The following is an 18746-nucleotide window of genomic DNA, read 5'->3' on the forward strand; positions in this document are numbered from 1 at the left end:
CCGTGGCGTCGAGGGCGCAGGCGGTCGCCGGGGCTGCCGCTTCCGCACTCGACGCGAAAGTCCGTGGCGTCGAGGGCGCAGGCGGTCGCCGGGGCCGCCGCATCCGCACTCGACGCGAAGGGGCCGCGATCAGGGGGCGTCGGCGGTGAGGGCGTCGCGCATCGGCACGAGCTTGGCCGAGGACTCGGCGAGCTCGTCGTCGGGGTCGGACCCCGCGACGATGCCGCAGCCGGCGAACAGCCGCATCCGCGAGGCGTCGTCCCGGTCGACCGCCCCGCACCGCAGGGCGATGCCCCACTCGCCGTCGCCGGCGGCGTCGATCCACCCGACCGGGCCGGCGTAGCGCCCGCGGTCCATGTGCTCGAGCTCGGTGATGACGTCGTCGGCGACGAGCCGCGGCGTGCCGCACACGGCCGCGGAGGGATGGAGCGAGGCCGCGAGGGTCAGCGACGAGGTGTCGTCGACGAGCACCCCGGCCACGTCGGTGGCCAGGTGCATGACGTTGGACAGGTGCAGGACGAAGGGCGCCTCGGGCACGTTCATCGACGAGCAGTGCGGCGCCAGCGCGTCGGCCACGGACCGCACCGCGTACTCGTGCTCCTCGAGGTCCTTCGACGAGCGGGCCAGCGACGCCGCGAGCGCGAGGTCGTGGGCGTCGTCCCCGGTCGGCCGGATGGTCCCCGCGAGCACCCGCGACGTCACGAGCCCCTTCTCGCGGCGCACGAGCAGCTCGGGCGTCGCGCCGACGAGGCCGTCGACCGCGAAGACCCACGTCGTGTCGTAGCGCTCCGCGAGCCGGTGCAGCAGCCAGCGGACGTCGAGCGGCGAGCGGGTGGTCACGCCGAGGTCGCGGGCGAGCACGACCTTGTCGAGCTCGCCGGCGGTGATGCGCGCGACGGCGGTCGCGACGGCGGCGGACCAGTCGGCGGCGGAGAGCGCGCCGTCGGAGAAGGCGACGTCGACGGGGCGCAGGGGCGCCGGCTGCGGGGCGACCTGGGCCGCGCCGGGGACGGCGGCGCCGGCGCTCATCGTCGTCAGCCAGGCGACCTCGCCGCGACGTCCGACGACGACCTCGGGGACGACGAGCGTGCCGCCCTCGGCCGACCCGGCCGCGTAGGCGACGGACCCGAAGGCCACCGGGCCGGTGCCGGGCAGGTCGACCTCGTCGCGCACGACGGCGCCGTCGACGAGCCCGCTCCACCAGCGCTCGAGCTCGCCGAACCGGTCGGGCCCGACGGCGACGTGCGACGCGGCGCGGCCCCACCCGACGAGGCCCTCGCCGCGGCGCACCCAGGAGCACGCGTCGGTCGGGCCGCCCGCCGGGAGGACGGCCAGCAGGTCCGCGGCGAGCGCGGCGTCCAGCGGCACGGTCCGGGCCACGAGGGGGGCCGCCGGGGCGTGCACCGCCGGTGCGGAGGGGGCCGGCCGGCCCGCGGGGAGCGAGGTCATCAGCAGACAACGATACGGCGCGGTGCGGGGCCCTCCGGCATCGGTGGGAGGATGGCCACCATGTCCCGCGCCTCCCTCGAGAAGGACCCCCGCGACGTCGCGTCGATGTTCGACGACGTCGCCGACCGCTACGACGTGACGAACGACGTCCTCTCCCTCGGCCAGGACCGGCTGTGGCGCCGGGCCGTCGTCGCCGCGTGCGACGCGAGGCCCGGCCAGCGCGTCCTCGACATCGCCGCCGGCACCGGCACGAGCAGCGAGCCGTTCGCCGACTCCGGCGTCGACGTCGTCCCGGCCGACTTCTCCCTCGGGATGCTCCGCGTCGGCCACCGGCGCCGCTCGGACCTCGGGTTCACCGCCGCCGACGCGATGCGCCTGCCCTTCGCCGACGACTCCTTCGACGTCGTGACGATGAGCTTCGGCCTGCGCAACGTCGCCGAGCCGTCCGTCGCCCTGCGCGAGTTCCTCCGGGTGACCAGGCCCGGAGGCCGCCTCGTGGTCTGCGAGTTCAGCAGCCCGACGAACAAGGCCTTCCGCCGCGTCTACTCGACCTACCTCATGGGCTCGCTGCCGCGGATCGCCCGCGCGGTCAGCTCCAACCCCGACTCCTACGTCTACCTCGCCGAGTCCATCCAGGCCTGGCCGGACCAGCGGGGTCTCGCCCGGCAGGTGGCGGACGCCGGCTGGGGGGCCGTCCAGTGGCGCGACCTGAGCGGTGGGATCGTCGCCCTGCACCGCGCGACCAAGCCGGTCGTCAAGGGTTAGGCATACCTCAGTTCGGGCGCCGCGAGGGGCGTCCTAGACTTCCGACCGTTCGTGAACACGTTCACAAGCATCCGAGGGACCTGTGACCTGCACTGACCGCGCGTCTCGACGCGCCGTGGCCGGGGGCGAGACGCCCCTGGGTGCGCCGTCGGTCAACGCCCCTAGGATGGCGGGGACGCCGTGTGCGGCCCCGGCGCCCGTCGACCACCCGTCGCACCCGAGCAGCGAAAGGGGAGTTCGCCCGCGATGAGCAATCCCTACGTCCCCCTCCTCATCCTCCTGGCGCTCGGCTTCGGCTTCGCGGCGCTGTCGGTGGGGACGAGCCTGGTCGTCGGACCGAAGCGCTACAACCGCGCCAAGCTCGAGGCCTACGAGTGCGGCATCCAGCCGACGCCCCGCGCCGCCGGCGGCGGGCGCGTGCCGATCAAGTACTTCCTGACCGCGATGCTCTTCATCATCTTCGACATCGAGTCGGTCTTCCTCTACCCGTTCGCCGTGGCCTTCGACCAGCTGGGCCTGTTCGCCCTCGTCGAGATGGTCCTGTTCATCATCACGGTGTTCGTCGCCTACGCCTACGTCTGGAAGCGGGGTGGGCTCGAGTGGGACTGAGCACCGCCCGCACAACCGTCAACACCGCCGAGGAGGCGTGATGGGACTCGAGGAGAAGCTGCCCGCAGGGTTCGTCCTGACGACGCTCGAGAACGTCGCCGGGTACATGCGCAAGGCCTCGATCTGGCCGGCGACCTTCGGGCTCGCCTGCTGCGCGATCGAGATGATGGCCGTCGGCACGCCCGACTACGACATCGCCCGCTTCGGCATGGAGCGGTTCTCGGCCACGCCGCGCCAGGCGGACCTGATGATCGTCGCCGGGCGGGTCAGCCAGAAGATGGCGCCCGTCGTCCGCCAGGTCTACGACCAGATGCCGAACCCCAAGTGGGTCATCTCGATGGGCGTCTGCGCCTCCTCGGGCGGCATGTTCAACAACTACGCCATCGTCCAGGGCGTCGACCACGTCATCCCGGTCGACATCTACCTGCCGGGCTGCCCGCCGCGCCCCGAGATGCTGCTCAACGCGATCATCGAGCTCCACGACCAGATCCAGAACAGCAAGCTCGGCGTCAACCGCGTCGCCGCCGCCCGCGCCGCCGAGGAGGCCGCCCTGCGCGCCACCCCGACCTCGCTCATGGCGCCGACCCACGACCACCTCGCGCACCTCGCGGCGCCGGCCGGGAAGAACCTCCTCGCATGAGCGACGCCAAGGACCCCAAGCACCTCGAGAGCGGCGAGGGCGCCCCGGTGCCCGACAAGGCCCTCGACACCGCGGCCACCCGCACCGACGACGACCCCCGCTCGTCCGACACCGCGCAGCACACCGGCGGCGGCCGCGTCGTCGAGCTCGCCGGCGCCGACTCCGAGCCGGTGCAGATCGGTGAGCGGCGCGGCATGTTCGGCGCGACCCGCGGCCAGGACACCACGGGCTACGGCGGCCTCGTCACCCCGACGCTCCTGCCCGGCGCCTCCCCCCGCCCGTACGGCGGCTACTACGACGAGGTCGCCGACCTCCTCGGCACCGCCCTCGAGGCCGGCCCCGGTCTCGGCGCCGCCGTCGAGAAGGTCGTCGTCGACCGCGGCGAGATGACCGTCTTCGTGCGGCGCGAGCACCTCCTCGAGGTCGCCCGCGTCCTGCGCGACCACCCGGGCCTGCGCTTCGAGATGTGCATGGGCGCCTCCGGCGTCCACTACCCCGGCGAGACCGGGCGCGAGCTCCACGTCGTCTACCCGCTGCTGTCGATCACCCACGGCAGCCGCCGGGTCCGCCTCGAGGTCACCTGCCCCGACGACGACGCGCACGTCCCCTCGCTCGTGAGCATCTGGCCGGGCAACGACTGGCACGAGCGCGAGACCTGGGACATGTTCGGGATCGAGTTCGACGGCCACCCGGCCCTGACCCGCATCCTCATGCCCGACGACTGGCCGGGCCACCCGCAGCGCAAGGACTACCCCCTCGGCGGCATCCCCGTCGAGTACAAGGGCGGCACCGTCCCGCCGCCGGACCAGCGGAGGGCGTACAGCTGATGACGACCCACGAGTACGACACCGTCGCCGAGGACCTCACGGTCACCGACCCCTACGGCGCATCCGTCGACGACGACACCGAGGGCGCGCGCGTCTTCACCGTCTCCGGCGGCGACTGGAACGACCTCGTCGACGAGGCCACCGCCCTCCACGAGGAGCGGATCGTCGTCAACATGGGCCCGCAGCACCCGTCGACCCACGGCGTGCTCCGGCTCATCCTCGAGCTCGACGGCGAGACGGTGACCGAGGCCCGCGCGGGCATCGGCTACCTGCACACCGGCATCGAGAAGAACATGGAGTTCCGCACCTGGACGCAGGGCGTGACGTTCTGCACCCGGATGGACTACCTGACCCCGATGTTCCAGGAGGCGGCCTACTGCCTCTCGGTCGAGCGCCTGCTCGGCATCGAGGACCGGATCCCGGAGCGCGCCTCGATCATCCGCGTCATGATGATGGAGCTCACCCGCGTCAACTCCCACCTCGTCGCCCTCGGCACCGGTGGCATGGAGATGGGCGCGACGACGGTCATGACCGTCGGCTTCCGCGAGCGCGAGCGCATCCTGCGCGTCTTCGAGGCCATCACCGGCCTGCGGATGAACAACGCCTACATCCGCCCCGGCGGCGTGGCGCAGGACGTCCCCCACGGCGCGGTCGACATGGTCCGCGAGGTGATCGCCGAGCTGCGCACCGGCCTCGGTGAGCTCGAGAAGCTCCTCAACGAGAACCCGCTGCTCAAGGGCCGCACCGTCGGCGTCGGCTACCTCGACCTCACCGGCTGCATCGCCCTCGGCGTCACCGGCCCGGTGCTGCGCTCGACCGGCCTGCCGCACGACCTGCGCAAGGCCACGCCGTACTGCGGGTACGAGACCTACGACTTCGAGGTCGTCACCCGCACCGGTTGCGACGCCTACGACCGCCTGCGCATCCGCATCGACGAGATGTACGAGTCGCTGAAGATCGTCGAGCAGTGCCTCGAGCGCCTCCAGCGCACCGACGGCCAGCCGGTCATGGTCGAGGACAAGAAGATCGCGTGGCCGGCGCAGCTGTCGGTCGGCGGCGACGGCCAGGGCAACAGCCTCGACCACATCCGCGAGATCATGGGCACCTCGATGGAGGCGCTGATCCACCACTTCAAGCTCGTCACCGAGGGCTTCCGGGTCCCCCCGGGCCAGGCCTACGTCGCGGTCGAGTCCGCGAAGGGCGAGCTGGGCTGCCACACCGTCTCCGACGGCGGCACCCGCCCCTACCGGGCGCACTTCCGCGACCCGAGCTTCAACAACCTCCAGGCCACGGCCGCGATGTGCGAGGGCTCGCAGGTCGCCGACGTCATCGTCGCCGTCGCCTCCATCGACCCCGTCATGGGAGGTGTCGACCGCTGATGGCCGGCGACTTCGGTCTGCAGTCCGCTTCCGGTCACCTCACGGTGCCCGAGGAGTCCAAGGAGCGTTACCCCGCCGACGTCGAGGCGACCTTCCGCGCCGACGCCGCGGAGGTCATCGCCCGCTACCCGCAGAAGCGCTCGGCGCTCCTGCCGCTGCTGCACCTCGTGCAGTCGGTCGACGGCTACGTCACCGGTCGGGGCATCGACCTGTGCGCGGAGCTGCTCGACCTGACGACCGCCGAGGTCAGCGGGGTTGCGACGTTCTACACGCAGTACAAGCGCCACCCCAACGGCGAGTACACGGTCGGCGTCTGCACCAACACCCTCTGCGCGGTCATGGGCGGCGACGAGATCTGGGACGCCGTCTCGGAGCACCTCGGGATCGGCCACGACGAGACGACCGAGGACGGCAAGATCACCCTCGAGCGCGTCGAGTGCAACGCCGCGTGCGACTACGCGCCGGTCGTCATGGCGAACTGGGAGTTCTTCGACAACCAGACGCCGGACTCCACCAAGGAGCTCGTCGACGACCTGCGCGCCGGCAAGGAGGTCCGCCCCACCCGCGGCCCGAACCGCCTGTGCACCTTCAAGCAGGTCAGCCGCACGCTCGCCGGTTTCTCCGACGGGCTCGCCGACGAGGGCGTGGGTGCCGGTCCGGCCTCGCTCCTCGGCCTCGAGATCGCCCAGCGCAACGGCTGGAGCGCCCCCGAGGGCGAGGGTGCGCACGCCTCCGCCTTCGCGCACGGCTCCGGGTCCGCGCCCGCCGCCACCGACGAGGCCCCGGGCAGCACCGAGACCACGCCGGCCAGCGACGACGCCAAGGCCGACAAGGCCGAGCCCGCCGCGCAGCGTGACGAGACCGACGACACCCCCGGCGAGAAGCACGAGGGCGACGCGAAGGCCGCGGACGACAGCGACGACGCGACCCCCACGAAGGACGATGGCCCCGCCGTCGTCTCGACGGGTGACGGCGTCCAGGGCGTGGCCCGCCAGGCCGAGGCGAAGGCCGACGCCGTCGACGTCGCCCCCGGCCAGAAGTCCGAGCCGACCGGCAAGGCCCGCCGCGCCGTCGTCTCGGCCCAGACGGCCAGCGTCCCGACCGACCACGACGCCTCGCCCGAGGCGACCCTCTTCGACGCCACCGGCGACGACACCGACGACAGCGACGGGAAGGGCAAGTGATGACCGCGCTGACCCCGATCCTCACCCGCGACTGGGACCACCCCACGTCCTGGACGCTCGCGACCTACCGCGACGGCGGTGGCTACCGGGCCCTCGACAAGGCCCTCTCGATGGAGCCGGCCGACATCCTCGCGATGGTCAAGGACTCCAGCCTCCGCGGCCGCGGCGGCGCCGGCTTCCCGACCGGCATGAAGTGGTCCTTCATGGCCCCGCCGGACGGCGGCCCGCGCTACCTCGTCGTCAACGCCGACGAGTCCGAGCCGGGGACGTGCAAGGACACCCCGCTGATGATGGCGAACCCGCACGTCCTCATCGAGGGCATCATCATCAGCTCGATCGCCATCGGCTGCGAGCACGCCTTCATCTACCTGCGCGGCGAGGTCGTCCACGTCTACCGCCGCCTCCTGCGCGCGGTCGAGGAGGCCCGCGAGGCCGGCCTGCTCGGCGCCGACATCAAGGGCTCCGGGCGCACCGTCGACATCACCGTCCACGCCGGCGCCGGCGCGTACATCTGCGGCGAGGAGACCGCGCTCCTCGACTCGCTCGAGGGCCGCCGCGGCCAGCCGCGCAGCAAGCCGCCGTTCCCGGGTGCGGCGGGCCTCTACGCCCGCCCCACGTCGGTGAACAACGTCGAGTCCATCGCCTCCGTTCCCGGGATCATCCTCGAGGGCGTCGACTGGTTCACCGGCATGGGCACCGAGAAGTCCACCGGCTTCGGCATCTTCTCGGTCTCCGGCCACGTGAAGAACCCCGGCCAGTTCGAGGCCCCGCTCGGCATCACGATGCGCGAGCTCATCGAGCTCTGCGGCGGGATGCGCGACCCCGAGAAGAAGCTGAAGTTCTGGACCCCCGGCGGGTCCTCGACCCCGCTCTTCACCGACGAGCACCTCGACGTGCCGCTCGACTTCGAGAACGTCGCCGCGGCCGGCTCGATGCTCGGCACCCGTGCCCTCCAGGTCTTCGACGAGACGGTCTGCGTCGTGCGCGCCGTCGACCGGTGGACCGACTTCTACAAGCACGAGTCCTGCGGCAAGTGCACCCCGTGCCGCGAGGGCACGTGGTGGCTCAAGCAGATCCTCGGCCGGCTCGAGCACGGGGAGGGCAGCGAGGAGGACCTCGACAAGCTCCTCGACATCTGCGACAACATCCTGGGCCGCAGCTTCTGCGCCCTCGGTGACGGCGCGACGAGCCCCATCACGAGCTCGATCCAGTACTTCCGTGACGAGTACGTCGCCCACCTGACCCACGGAGGCTGCCCGTTCGACCGGGCCGCCTCGACCCTGTGGGCGACGGCCGGTGGCGCGAAGGAGACCGTCTCCGCATGACTGCCACGCCCGAGACCCAGGCCCCGGTCGAGCTCGTCGCGCTGACCATCGACGACGTCGAGGTGTCGGTGCCCAAGGGCACCCTCATCATCCGCGCCGCCGAGACCGCCGGGATCGACATCCCGCGCTTCTGCGACCACCCGGGCCTGGACCCCGTCGGTGCCTGCCGCCAGTGCCTCGTCGAGGTCTGGATGCCCGGTCGCCCGGGCCCGGACGGCACCCCCGGCGAGCCCACGCAGATGCAGGGCCCGCCCGGCCGGATGAAGCCGCAGGCCTCCTGCACGATGACCGTCGCCCCCGGCATGGTCGTCAAGACGCAGTACACGTCCGAGGGCGCCGACAAGGCGCAGAAGGGCGTCATGGAGCTGCTGCTCATCAACCACCCGCTGGACTGCCCGGTCTGCGACAAGGGCGGCGAGTGCCCCCTGCAGAACCAGGCGATGAGCAACGGGCGCAGCACCTCGCGCTTCGAGGACGTCAAGCGCACCTACCCCAAGCCGATCAACATCTCCTCGCAGGTGCTGCTCGACCGCGAGCGCTGTGTCCTGTGCGCGCGCTGTACCCGCTTCTCCGACCAGGTCGCCGGTGACCCGTTCATCGCCCTCGTCGAGCGCGGTGCGCTGCAGCAGGTCGGCATCTACGAGGAGAAGCCGTTCGAGTCCTACTTCTCGGGCAACACCGTCCAGATCTGCCCGGTCGGCGCGCTGACCGGCTCGGCCTACCGCTTCCGCAGCCGCCCGTTCGACCTCGTGTCGACCCCGAGCGTCTGCGAGCACTGCGCGAGCGGCTGCGCGACCCGCACCGACCACCGCCGCGGCACGGTCCTGCGCCGGATGGCGACCGCCGACCCGCTCGTCAACGACGAGTGGAACTGCGACAAGGGCCGCTGGGCCTTCGCCTACGCGAGCACCGCCGACCGCCTCGAGTACCCGATGGTCCGCGGCGAGGACGGCGAGCTGCGCGTCGCGTCGTGGCGCGAGGCGCTCGAGCGCGCGGCCGAGGGCCTGCGCGGCGCGAAGGCCGGCGTGCTGGTCGGCGGTCGCGTCAGCGCCGAGGACGCCTACGCCTACGGCAAGTTCGCCCGCACCGTGCTCGGCACGAACGACGTCGACTTCCGCGCCCGCCCGCACTCGGCCGAGGAGGCGGACTTCCTCGCCTCGACCGTCGTCGGCACGGGGCCGGAGGGTGGCGCCGTCACGTACACGGACCTCGAGCGCGTCGGTCAGGTCCTCCTCGTGGGCTTCGAGCCCGAGGACGAGTCCCCGATCGTGTTCCTGCGCCTGCGCAAGGCCTACCGCAAGCACAAGACCCGCGTCTTCGCCGTCTCCGCGGTCGCCACCCGGGGCCTGGCGAAGATGGGCGGCACGCTCATCCCGACCGCCCCGGGCACCGAGCCCGAGGTGCTGGGCGCCCTCGCCGAGGGCTCCGGCAGCGAGGTCGTCGAGGAGGCCGCCCGCGGCCTGCGCGAGGGCGGCATCGTCCTCGTCGGCGAGCGGCTCGCGATGGTCCCCGGCGCGCTGAGCGCGGCGGCCGCCCTCGCCGAGTCCACCGGCGCGCGCCTCGCGTGGGTGCCGCGTCGGGCGGGCGAGCGCGGGGCGCTCGAGGCCGGCGCGCTGCCGACCCTCCTGCCCGGTGGCCGTCCGGTCGCCGACGCCGCCGCCCGCGCCGAGATCGCCGCCGCGTGGCAGGTCGCCGCGCTGCCGGAGGCACCGGGCCGCGACACCGCGGGCATCGTCGCCGCGGCCGCCTCCGGTGAGCTGGGCGCCCTCGTCGTCGGTGGTGTCGACCCGGCCGACCTCGGCAGCGACGCCGCGGCCGCGGCCCTCGCCGCCCCGTTCGTCGTCTCCCTCGAGATCCGCCGCTCGGCGGTCACCGAGCACGCCGACGTCGTCCTGCCCGTCGCGGCGCACGCCGAGAAGGGCGGCTCGTTCGTCGACTGGGAGGGCCGGGTCCGGGCCTTCGAGGCCGCGCTCGACACCTCCTACGTCAGCGACTACCGCGCGCTCGAGATGCTCGCCGACGAGATGGGCGAGTTCCTCGGGACCCGCACGCTGCGCGAGGTCCGGTCCGAGATGCAGTCGCTCGGCCCGTGGGCCGGCGCGCGTCCGGCGGCCCCGGTCGCCGAGGCCGGCGAGGTCCCGGAGCTGACCGAGGGCACGCTCGTCCTCGCGACGTGGCGCCACCTGCTCGACCGCGGCACCCTCCAGGACGGCGAGCCGTTCCTCGCGGGCACCGCCCCGAAGCCCGTGGCCCGCATCTCGGCGGCCACCGCGCAGGCGCTCGGCGTCGTCGACGGCGACCACCTCACCGTGCGCGCGGCGCAGACCACGGTCACCGCGCCCGTCCTCGTGAGCGAGATGGCGGACCACGTCGTCTGGCTCCCGACCAACTCGCAGGGCTGCGACCTGCGGGCGACCCTCGCGGGCGCACCCGGTGCGCTCGTCACCGTCTCGAAGGAGGGTGCGCGATGAGCACCGTCACCGCGCTGGCCGGTCTCGGCACGCTCGCCACGGCGGGCACCGACAACCCCGCGGCCGACTTCAGCGACACCCCGCTGTGGCTCAGCCTGGTCAAGGCGCTGATCATCTTCGTCTACCTGCTGGTCTCGACGCTGCTCGTCATCTGGTTCGAGCGCCGCGTCATCGGTCGGATGCAGCAGCGTCCGGGCCCGAACCGCAACGGCCCGTTCGGTCTGCTCCAGACCCTCGCCGACGGCATGAAGTCGATGCTCAAGGAGGACGTGCGGCCCAAGGCGTCCGACGCGTTCGTCTTCACCCTCGCGCCGCTCATCACGGCGACGATGTGCTTCGTCTCGTTCTCGATCATGCCGCTGGCCGGCGAGGTGTCGATGTTCGGGCACACGACGCCGTTCCAGCTGACCGACACCCCCGTCGCGGTGCTCCTCGTGCTCGCCGTCGCGGGCATCGGCATCTACGGAGTCGTCCTCGCCGGCTGGTCCTCCGGCTCGCCCTACCCGCTCATGGGTGGCCTGCGCGCGTCGGCCCAGATGATCTCCTACGAGATCGCGATGGGCCTCTCGCTCGTGGCGGTCTTCCTCTACGCCGGCTCGATGTCGACCTCGCAGATCGTCGGCGCGCAGCGTGACCTCTGGTTCATCGTCCCGGCGTTCTTCAGCTTCTTCGTCTACGTCATCACGATGGTCGGCGAGACCAACCGCCTCCCCTTCGACCTCGCCGAGGGCGAGGGCGAGCTGACCGGTGGGTTCCACACCGAGTACGGCTCGATGCGCTTCGCCATGTTCTTCCTCGGCGAGTACATCAACATGTTCACCGTCGCGGCCCTGGCGACGACGATGTTCCTCGGCGGGCCCGAGGCTCCTCCCGGCATCGCGGCCATCAACGGCGGCATGTTCAACGAGGGCTGGTGGGGCGTCCTGTGGTTCACCGCCAAGCTGTGGGCCTTCATGTTCGTCTTCGTCTGGCTGCGTGGCTCCCTCCCGCGCGTCCGCTACGACCAGTTCATGCGCTTCGGGTGGAAGTTCCTCATCCCGACGACGCTCGGCTGGGTCGTCCTCGTCGCGTTCTTCCGCGCCGGCCAGAACGGCTGGCTCGGCGGTGACGTCGTCGTCGCGGGCCGCAGCTTCCCGACCTTCTCGCTCGCCCTCGTCGGCATCATCGCGGTCGCGGCGCTCGTGGCCGGCTGGCTGTGGGACAGCCGGGCCGAGCGCAAGGAGGCCTCGATGCACCCGGGCGTGCCCGACGAGATCGACCCCTACGCCGGTGGGCACCCCGTCCCGCCGATGCCCGGGCAGCGCCTGCGCGAGCCCTCGCTCGCCCTCGCCGCCCGTCCCGAGACCGAGGAGGCCACTCGTGGCTGACGAGCAGAAGAAGTCTGGCTTCTTCTCCGACCTGTTCGCCCCCGTCGCCGGCTTCGGCGTCACGTTCTCGACGATGTTCCGCAAGGTCATCACCGAGGAGTACCCGGAGGAGAAGCGTCCGACCCAGGCGCGCTTCCACGGGCGCCACCAGCTCAACCGTCACCCCGACGGGCTCGAGAAGTGCGTCGGCTGCGAGCTGTGCGCATGGGCCTGCCCGGCCGACGCGATCCTCGTCGAGGGCGCGAACAACGACGACACCGAGGGCGGCGCGGGCCGGTTCAGCCCGGGCGAGCGCTACGGCCGCGTCTACCAGATCAACTACCTGCGCTGCATCTTCTGCGGGCTGTGCATCGAGGCGTGCCCGACGCGTGCGCTGACGATGACGAACTTCTACGAGCTCGCCGACAACAACCGCGCGGACCTCATCTTCACCAAGGACCAGCTCCTCGCCCCGCTCCAGCCGGGCATGCTCCAGCCGCCGTTCCCGATGGCCGACGGCATGGAGGAGCGCGACTACTACCTCGGCAAGGTCACCGAGGCCACGGACAGCCAGCGCGAGGTCGTCGCGGCCCGCGCCGGCGGCGAGCAGGACGCGGAGGTGGGCTCGTGACCGGCACCGGTGAGGAGGTCATGTTCTGGATCCTCGGGCCCCTCGCGGTGCTCGGGGCCCTGGGCCTGGTCTTCGCGAGGAAGGCCGTCCACGCCGCCCTCGGCATGGCCCTGACGATGATCATCCTCGGCGTCTTCTACATCGCGCAGGACGCCGACTTCCTCGGCGTCATCCAGATCTTCGTCTACACCGGCGCCGTGATGATGCTCTTCCTCTTCGTGCTCATGCTCGTCGGTGTCGACTCCAGCGACAGCCTCGTCGAGACGCTGTCCGGCCAGCGCTGGGCCACCGTCGTCCTCGTGCTCGGCCTCGGCGGGCTGCTCGGGTTCTCGGTCGGCCACGTCGCCCTCGGCGACCCGGTCGGCGTCGCGTCGATCAACGCCGACCAGGGCAACGTGTCGGGCGTCGCGCAGCTGATCTTCGGCCGCTACGTCTGGGTCTTCGAGATCACGAGCGCGCTGCTCATCACCGCGGCCCTCGGCGCCATGGTCCTCGCCCACCGCGAGCGCCTCGGCAAGGGCCCGAACCAGAAGGAGTGGAGCAAGCGGCGCTTCCAGGGCGGCGAGCACCTCGCCGGCCTGCCGGCGCCCGGTGTCTACGCGCGCCACAACGCCGTCGACACCCCGGCCCTCCTGCCCGACGGCACCCCGTCGGAGCTGTCCGTCTCGCGCGTGCTCACCGCCCGCGACCAGAACCGCTCGCCCGAGGTCTACACCGAGGGCGAGCGCCAGATCGAGCGCGACGTGCGCGAAGGAGGCGAGCGATGAGCCTGGTCAACTACATCTACCTGGCGACCATCCTCTTCGCCATCGGGGCGGCCACCGTCCTCACCCGGCGCAACGCGATCATCGTGTTCATGGGGGTCGAGCTGATGCTCAACGCCGCGAACCTCGTCTTCGTGACGTTCGCGCGGATGCACGGCTCGCTCGACGGCCAGGTCCTCGCCCTCTTCGTCATGGTCGTCGCGGCCGCGGAGGTCGTCGTCGGCCTCGCGATCATCATGGCGATCTTCCGGTCCCGCCGGTCGGCCTCGGTCGACGACGCGAACCTGCTGAAGCTCTGAAGGAGTAGGACGTGCACTCTCTGATCACCGAGGGCGACGCGATGACCGCGGCCCCCGCGACCGGCGCCGCGTCGGTCGCGTGGCTGCTCGTCGCGCTGCCCCTCCTCGGTGCGGCGATCCTCCTCCTCGGGGGACGCCGCACGAACAAGGTCGGCCCCGCGCTGGCCACGGGTCTGTCCTGGGCGAGCTTCGGCGTCGGCGTCGTCGTGCTCGTCCAGCTGCTCGGCCAGGACGCGGGGGCGCGCGCCCACCACCTGACGCTGTGGAGCTGGGTGCCGGCGGGGTCGTTCGACCTCGACCTCGGGATGCTCGTCGACCCGCTGTCGGTCGCGTTCGTCATGCTCATCACGTTCGTCGGCTCGCTCATCCACGTGTACTCCCTCGGGTACATGGAGCACGACCCCGACAAGCGGCGCTTCTTCGCCTACCTCAACCTCTTCGTCGCGGCGATGCTCGTCCTCGTCCTCGCCGACAGCTACCTGCTCCTCTTCGTCGGCTGGGAGGGCGTGGGGCTGGCGTCCTACCTCCTCATCGGCTTCTGGAACTGGAACCCGGCCTACGCGAGCGCGGCCAACAAGGCGTTCTTCGTCAACCGCGTCGGCGACCTCGGCCTGTCCATCGCGATCATGACGATGTTCATCACCTTCGGCGGCGTCGACTACGCGACCGTCAACGAGGGCGTCGCCGGCGCGAACCAGTCGACCCTCACCGCGATCGGGCTGCTCCTGCTCGTCGGGGCCTGCGGCAAGTCGGCGCAGTTCCCGCTCCAGTCCTGGCTCGGTGACGCGATGGCCGGCCCGACGCCGGTGTCCGCGCTCATCCACGCGGCGACGATGGTCACCGCCGGCGTCTACCTCGTCGTGCGCTCGCACGTCATCTTCGACGCCGCCCCGGACGCCGCGCTCGCCGTCGCGATCGTCGGCGCGATCACGCTGGTCTTCGGTGCGGTCGTCGGCTGCGCGAAGGACGACATCAAGAAGGCCCTCGCGGCCTCGACGATGAGCCAGATCGGCTACATGATGCTCGCGGCGGGCCTGGGCCCGGTCGGCTACGCCTTCGCGATCTTCCACCTGCTGACGCACGGCTTCTTCAAGGCCGGGATGTTCCTCGGCGCCGGGTCGGTCATGCACGGCATGAACGACCAGGTCAACATGCGCCGCTTCGGCGGGCTGTCGGGCGCCATGAAGATCACCTGGGCCACCTTCGGCCTCGGCTGGCTCGCGATCCTCGGTGTCCCGCCGTTCTCGGGCTTCTGGTCCAAGGACAAGATCATCGAGGCCGCCTTCGTCGGCGAGGGCTGGCAGCCCTGGGTCCTCGGCACCGCCGCGCTCGTCGGCGCCGGGGTCACCGCCTTCTACATGTCGCGCCTGTTCTTCATGACCTTCCACGGCGAGAAGCGCTGGACCGACGACGTGCACCCGCACGAGTCGCCCAAGATCATGACCGTCCCGATGATGGTCCTCGCCGGTGGCTCGGCCTTCCTCGGCCTGCTCCTTGCGTGGCCGTTCGCCGAGACCGCCCCGATCGTCTCGTGGCTCGCGCCGGTCGTCGGCGAGCACGGCGAGGAGCACCCGGTGCTCGCGGTGCCGGTGCTCATGGGCCTGACCCTGCTCTTCGTCGCCGTCGGGATCTTCCTCGCGTGGCGGCAGTACTGGAACGAGGACGTGCCCGAGGTCGCCCCGCGCGGCTCGGTGCTCACCCGCGCGGCGCGCGTCGACCTCTACCAGGACGCCGTCAACGAGGGCCTGTTCATGCGGCCGGGCATCCACCTGACCCGCTCGCTCGTCTACGTCGACGGCAAGGGGGTCGACGGCGCGGCCGGCGGCCTCGCCGCCCTCGTCGGCGGGTTCTCCTCGAGGCTGCGTCGCCTCCAGACCGGCTACGCCCGGTCGTATGCCCTGACGATGCTCACCGGTGTCGTCGCCGTCCTCGGTGCTCTGTGGGTGATCCAGTGACCTCCCTGCCCCTCCTCACCCTGATGATGGTCGTGCCGGTCCTCGGCGCGGTCGTCGTCGCGGCCCTGCCGAACGGCTCGGTGCGCCTCGCGCGCCCGGTCGCCCTCGGGGCCTCGCTGGTGACCCTCGTCCTCGCGGTCCTCGCGTGGGTGGCGTTCGACTCCGGGTCGACCGCGATGTTCCAGCTGACCGAGACGCACGCGTGGATCCCGCAGTTCGGCGTCTCGTACGCGCTCGGGGTCGACGGCATCGCGCTGGCGCTCATCGTCATGGCCGCGATCCTCGTGCCGGTCTGCCTCCTCGCGGCCTGGAACGACGTCCCCGAGGCCGAGGCCGGGCGGCTCAAGCGCTACTTCGCGCTCATGCTCGTCCTCGAGGCGTTCATGGTCGGCGTCTTCGCCGCCACCGACGTCTTCCTCTTCTACGTCTTCTTCGAGGCGATGCTCATCCCGGTGTACTTCCTCATCGGGCTGTACGGCGGCCCGCAGCGGCAATACGCGGCGGTCAAGTTCCTCCTCTTCTCGCTCGCCGGCGGGCTCGTCATGCTCGTGTCGGTCATCGCGGTGTACTTCGCGGGCCCGGGCGGGCAGGACGGCTTCCTCGTCGAGAACCTCATCGGCGGCATGGACGGCTCGACGGCCGCCCTGCGCTGGATGTTCGTCGGCTTCTTCATCGCCTTCGCGGTCAAGGCCCCGATGTGGCCGGTCCACACCTGGCTGCCGGACGCCGCCACCGAGTCGCGCCCGGCGACCGCCGTGCTCCTCGTCGGCGTCCTCGACAAGGTCGGCACCTACGGGATGATCCGCTTCTGCCTCCAGCTCTTCCCGGAGGCCTCGCAGTGGGCGACCCCGGTGGTCATCACCCTCGCGGTCATCTCGGTCATCTACGGCGCGCTGCTCGCGATCGGCCAGACCGACATGATGCGGCTCATCGCCTTCACCTCGATCAGCCACTTCGGCTTCATCGTCCTCGGCATCTTCGCGATGACGAGCGTCGGCGGCGCCGGGTCGACCCTCTACATGGTCAACCACGGCTTCTCGACGGCCGGCCTGTTCCTCATCGCCGGCTTCCTCGTGACCCGGCACGGCAGCAAGCGCATCCCCGACTACGGCGGCTGGCAGCGGGTCACGCCCGTCCTCGCCGGCACCTTCCTCATCGCGGGCCTGTCCTCGCTGGCGCTGCCCGGCCTGTCGAGCTTCGTCTCCGAGTTCCTCGTGCTCCAGGGCACGTTCATGCGCTACAAGGTCGCGGCCGTCATCGCGGCGCTCGGCATCGTGCTCGCCGCGCTGTACATCCTCCTCATGTACCAGCGCGTCATGACCGGCCCGAAGCCCTCCTTCGCCGAGGGGAGCGCCCCGCGCGACCTCTCCTCGCGCGAGCGGTGGGTCGTCGCGCCGATCATCGCCTCGTTCGTCGTCCTCGGCTTCTACCCGAAGCCGGTGCTCGACATCATCAACCCGGCCGTGGACAAGACGCTGCAGATCGTCGGCGTCACCGACCCGGCCGCCGCCACCGACGCCTCCGGGAGTTCCAAGTGATGCCGAGCGTGATGCCGGCCGAGTTCAAGGCCGTGAGCATCGACTACCTCGCGGTCCTGCCGATGTTCCTCGTCGTCGCGGGTGCCCTCGTCGGTGTCCTCGTCGAGGCCTTCGCGCCCCGGGCGAAGCGGCACGCCATCCAGGTCTGGCTGACGACGGGCGTCCTCGTGGCCGCCCTCGTCGTCCTCGCCGTGTGGAGCCGTGACCACCAGTCGATCACCCTCGGTGGCTCGGTCGCCGTCGACGGGGTCTCGCTCTTCCTCCAGGGCACGCTGCTGCTCCTCGCGACGATCGGCGTCCTCGTCATGGCCGAGCGCTTCGGCGGCACCGGCTCTGACGCGTTCACGCCGATGGGCGCCTCGACGCCGGGCTCGCACCAGGAGGACGCCGCGACCCGCGCCGGGTACGCGACCTCCGAGGTCTTCCCGCTGACGCTCTTCGCGGTGCTCGGGATGATGGTGTTCGTCTCGGCGAACGACCTCATCACGCTCTTCGTCGGGCTCGAGGTCCTCTCGCTGCCGCTCTACGTCATGACGGGCCTGGCCCGCCGGCGCCGGCTGCTCTCGCAGGAGGCGGCCCTGAAGTACTTCCTCCTCGGGGCCTTCTCCAGCGCGTTCTTCCTCTTCGGGGCGGCGCTGCTGTTCGGCTACGCCGGCTCCTCGGACCTCGCGGCCATCGCGACGGCCATCCGCACCAACTCGGGCGACCTCGAGGGCCTGCTCCTGCCGGGCGTCGTGCTCGTGCTCGTGGGCCTGCTGTTCAAGGTCGGCGCGGTGCCGTTCCACTCGTGGACGCCGGACGCCTACCAGGGCGCGCCGACCCCGGTCACCGGCTTCATGGCGGCCTGCACCAAGCTCGCGGCCTTCGGCGCGATCCTGCGCCTCACCTACGTCGGTGTCGGCGCGAACCGCTGGGACTGGCAGATCGGCGTCGTCGTCATCGCCATCCTCACGATGGTCGTCGGCGCGGTCCTCTCGGTGACGCAGACCGACGTCAAGCGCCTCCTCGCGTACTCCTCGGTGGCCCACGCCGGGTTCATCCTCGTCGGTGTGCTCGCGTTCTCGCAGAGCGCGATCGGCGGCGTGATGTTCTACCTGCTCGCCTACGGCGCGACGACCATCGCCGCCTTCGCCATCGTGGCGATGGTCCGCCAGGACGGCTCCGAGGCCTCGCACCTGTCGCAGTGGGCGGGCCTGGGCCGCAACCACCCGGTCGTCGCCGGCGTCTTCGCCTTCCTGCTCCTGGCCTTCGCGGGCATCCCGCTGACCAGCGGCTTCACGGCCAAGTTCGCGGCGTTCGCGCCGGCCGTCGAGTCGGGCACCTCGGGTGTCGTCATGGTCGTCGTCGGTGTCCTCGCCTCCGCGGTCACCGCGTTCGTCTACGTGCGGCTCATCGTGCTCATGTACTTCACCGAGCCGGCCGAGGGCGTCGTCGCCCTCCAGCCGTCGGTGCCGTCGACGATCGGCATCACCCTCGGTGTCGCGATCACCGTCGTCGCGGGCGTCGCCCCGGCCGTGGTGCTGCAGCTCGCGAACAACGCCTCGCAGTTCCTGCTGTGAGCACC

The 18746-nt window shown here is 71.6% G+C and carries 15 protein-coding genes and 1 pseudogene; 15 read left to right on the top strand and 1 reads right to left on the bottom strand.

The genetic code is table 11. The annotated features are described in order from the left end of the window. Positions 1-129 precede the first annotated feature (129 nt). Complete coding sequence (locus IG69_RS0103035) at positions 130-1449, bottom strand: isochorismate synthase (RefSeq protein WP_030526702.1); 1320 nt, start codon at positions 1447-1449, stop codon at positions 130-132. A 60-nt stretch (positions 1450-1509) separates the two neighbouring features. On the opposite strand from IG69_RS0103035, the gene IG69_RS0103040 reads away from it, so the two are divergent. The 15 genes and pseudogenes from IG69_RS0103040 to nuoN all read left to right on the top strand — a co-directional run bounded on the left by IG69_RS0103040 (position 1510) and on the right by nuoN (position 18741). After that, a complete protein-coding gene (locus tag IG69_RS0103040; RefSeq protein WP_030526703.1) occupies positions 1510-2214 on the top strand; it encodes a demethylmenaquinone methyltransferase in 705 nt (234 codons plus the stop codon). A gap of 246 nt (positions 2215-2460) precedes the next feature. After that, positions 2461-2823 (top strand): NADH-quinone oxidoreductase subunit A, encoded by a 363-nt coding sequence (locus IG69_RS0103045; protein WP_030526704.1) that lies wholly within the window; start codon positions 2461-2463, stop codon positions 2821-2823. A 40-nt stretch (positions 2824-2863) separates the two neighbouring features. Then, a complete protein-coding gene (locus IG69_RS0103050) occupies positions 2864-3463 on the top strand; it encodes a NuoB/complex I 20 kDa subunit family protein (RefSeq protein ID WP_030526705.1) in 600 nt (199 codons plus the stop codon). Then, positions 3460-4290 carry an NADH-quinone oxidoreductase subunit C gene (locus IG69_RS0103055; protein ID WP_084696536.1) on the top strand — a complete coding sequence of 277 codons (831 nt, stop codon included), beginning with the start codon at positions 3460-3462 and terminating at the stop codon, positions 4288-4290. The genes IG69_RS0103050 and IG69_RS0103055 overlap by 4 nt, the downstream gene beginning before the upstream one ends. After that, a complete protein-coding gene (locus IG69_RS0103060) occupies positions 4290-5669 on the top strand; it encodes an NADH-quinone oxidoreductase subunit D (protein WP_030526707.1) in 1380 nt (459 codons plus the stop codon). Before IG69_RS0103055 ends, IG69_RS0103060 begins: the two co-directional genes overlap by 1 nt. After that, positions 5669-6481 (top strand): annotated as a pseudogene (gene nuoE / locus IG69_RS19915) (NADH-quinone oxidoreductase subunit NuoE); the annotation flags it as partial. The gene IG69_RS0103060 and the pseudogene nuoE, both read left to right, overlap by 1 nt. Before the next feature lie 371 nt (positions 6482-6852). Continuing rightward, positions 6853-8178: an NADH-quinone oxidoreductase subunit NuoF gene (gene nuoF / locus IG69_RS0103070; protein WP_030526709.1), complete on the top strand. Its 1326-nt coding sequence runs from the start codon at positions 6853-6855 to the stop codon at positions 8176-8178. After that, positions 8175-10649 (top strand): NADH-quinone oxidoreductase subunit G, encoded by a 2475-nt coding sequence (locus IG69_RS0103075; RefSeq protein WP_030526710.1) that lies wholly within the window; start codon positions 8175-8177, stop codon positions 10647-10649. The genes nuoF and IG69_RS0103075 overlap by 4 nt, the downstream gene beginning before the upstream one ends. Then, positions 10646-12016: an NADH-quinone oxidoreductase subunit NuoH gene (nuoH, locus tag IG69_RS0103080; RefSeq protein WP_030526711.1), complete on the top strand. Its 1371-nt coding sequence runs from the start codon at positions 10646-10648 to the stop codon at positions 12014-12016. Before IG69_RS0103075 ends, nuoH begins: the two co-directional genes overlap by 4 nt. Then, entirely contained in the window at positions 12009-12626 is a 618-nt protein-coding gene (nuoI, locus tag IG69_RS0103085) for an NADH-quinone oxidoreductase subunit NuoI (RefSeq protein ID WP_036828718.1), read from the top strand. Before nuoH ends, nuoI begins: the two co-directional genes overlap by 8 nt. Then, positions 12623-13393 carry an NADH-quinone oxidoreductase subunit J gene (locus tag IG69_RS0103090; protein WP_030526713.1) on the top strand — a complete coding sequence of 257 codons (771 nt, stop codon included), beginning with the start codon at positions 12623-12625 and terminating at the stop codon, positions 13391-13393. The genes nuoI and IG69_RS0103090 overlap by 4 nt, the downstream gene beginning before the upstream one ends. Beyond that, complete coding sequence (gene nuoK, locus IG69_RS0103095; RefSeq protein WP_030526714.1) at positions 13390-13689, top strand: NADH-quinone oxidoreductase subunit NuoK; 300 nt, start codon at positions 13390-13392, stop codon at positions 13687-13689. Before IG69_RS0103090 ends, nuoK begins: the two co-directional genes overlap by 4 nt. A gap of 41 nt (positions 13690-13730) precedes the next feature. Then, entirely contained in the window at positions 13731-15644 is a 1914-nt protein-coding gene (gene nuoL, locus IG69_RS0103100; protein ID WP_030526715.1) for an NADH-quinone oxidoreductase subunit L, read from the top strand. After that, positions 15641-17182, top strand: coding sequence for an NADH-quinone oxidoreductase subunit M (locus IG69_RS0103105; RefSeq protein ID WP_030526716.1), 1542 nt, complete (start codon positions 15641-15643; stop codon positions 17180-17182). Before nuoL ends, IG69_RS0103105 begins: the two co-directional genes overlap by 4 nt. Then, positions 17182-18741, top strand: a complete 1560-nt coding sequence (gene nuoN / locus IG69_RS0103110) for an NADH-quinone oxidoreductase subunit NuoN (RefSeq protein WP_030526717.1) — start codon at positions 17182-17184, stop codon at positions 18739-18741. The genes IG69_RS0103105 and nuoN overlap by 1 nt, the downstream gene beginning before the upstream one ends. Positions 18742-18746 lie beyond the last annotated feature (5 nt).

This window comes from Phycicoccus jejuensis (assembly GCF_000720925.1).
Taxonomy (GTDB): domain Bacteria; phylum Actinomycetota; class Actinomycetes; order Actinomycetales; family Dermatophilaceae; genus Phycicoccus; species Phycicoccus jejuensis.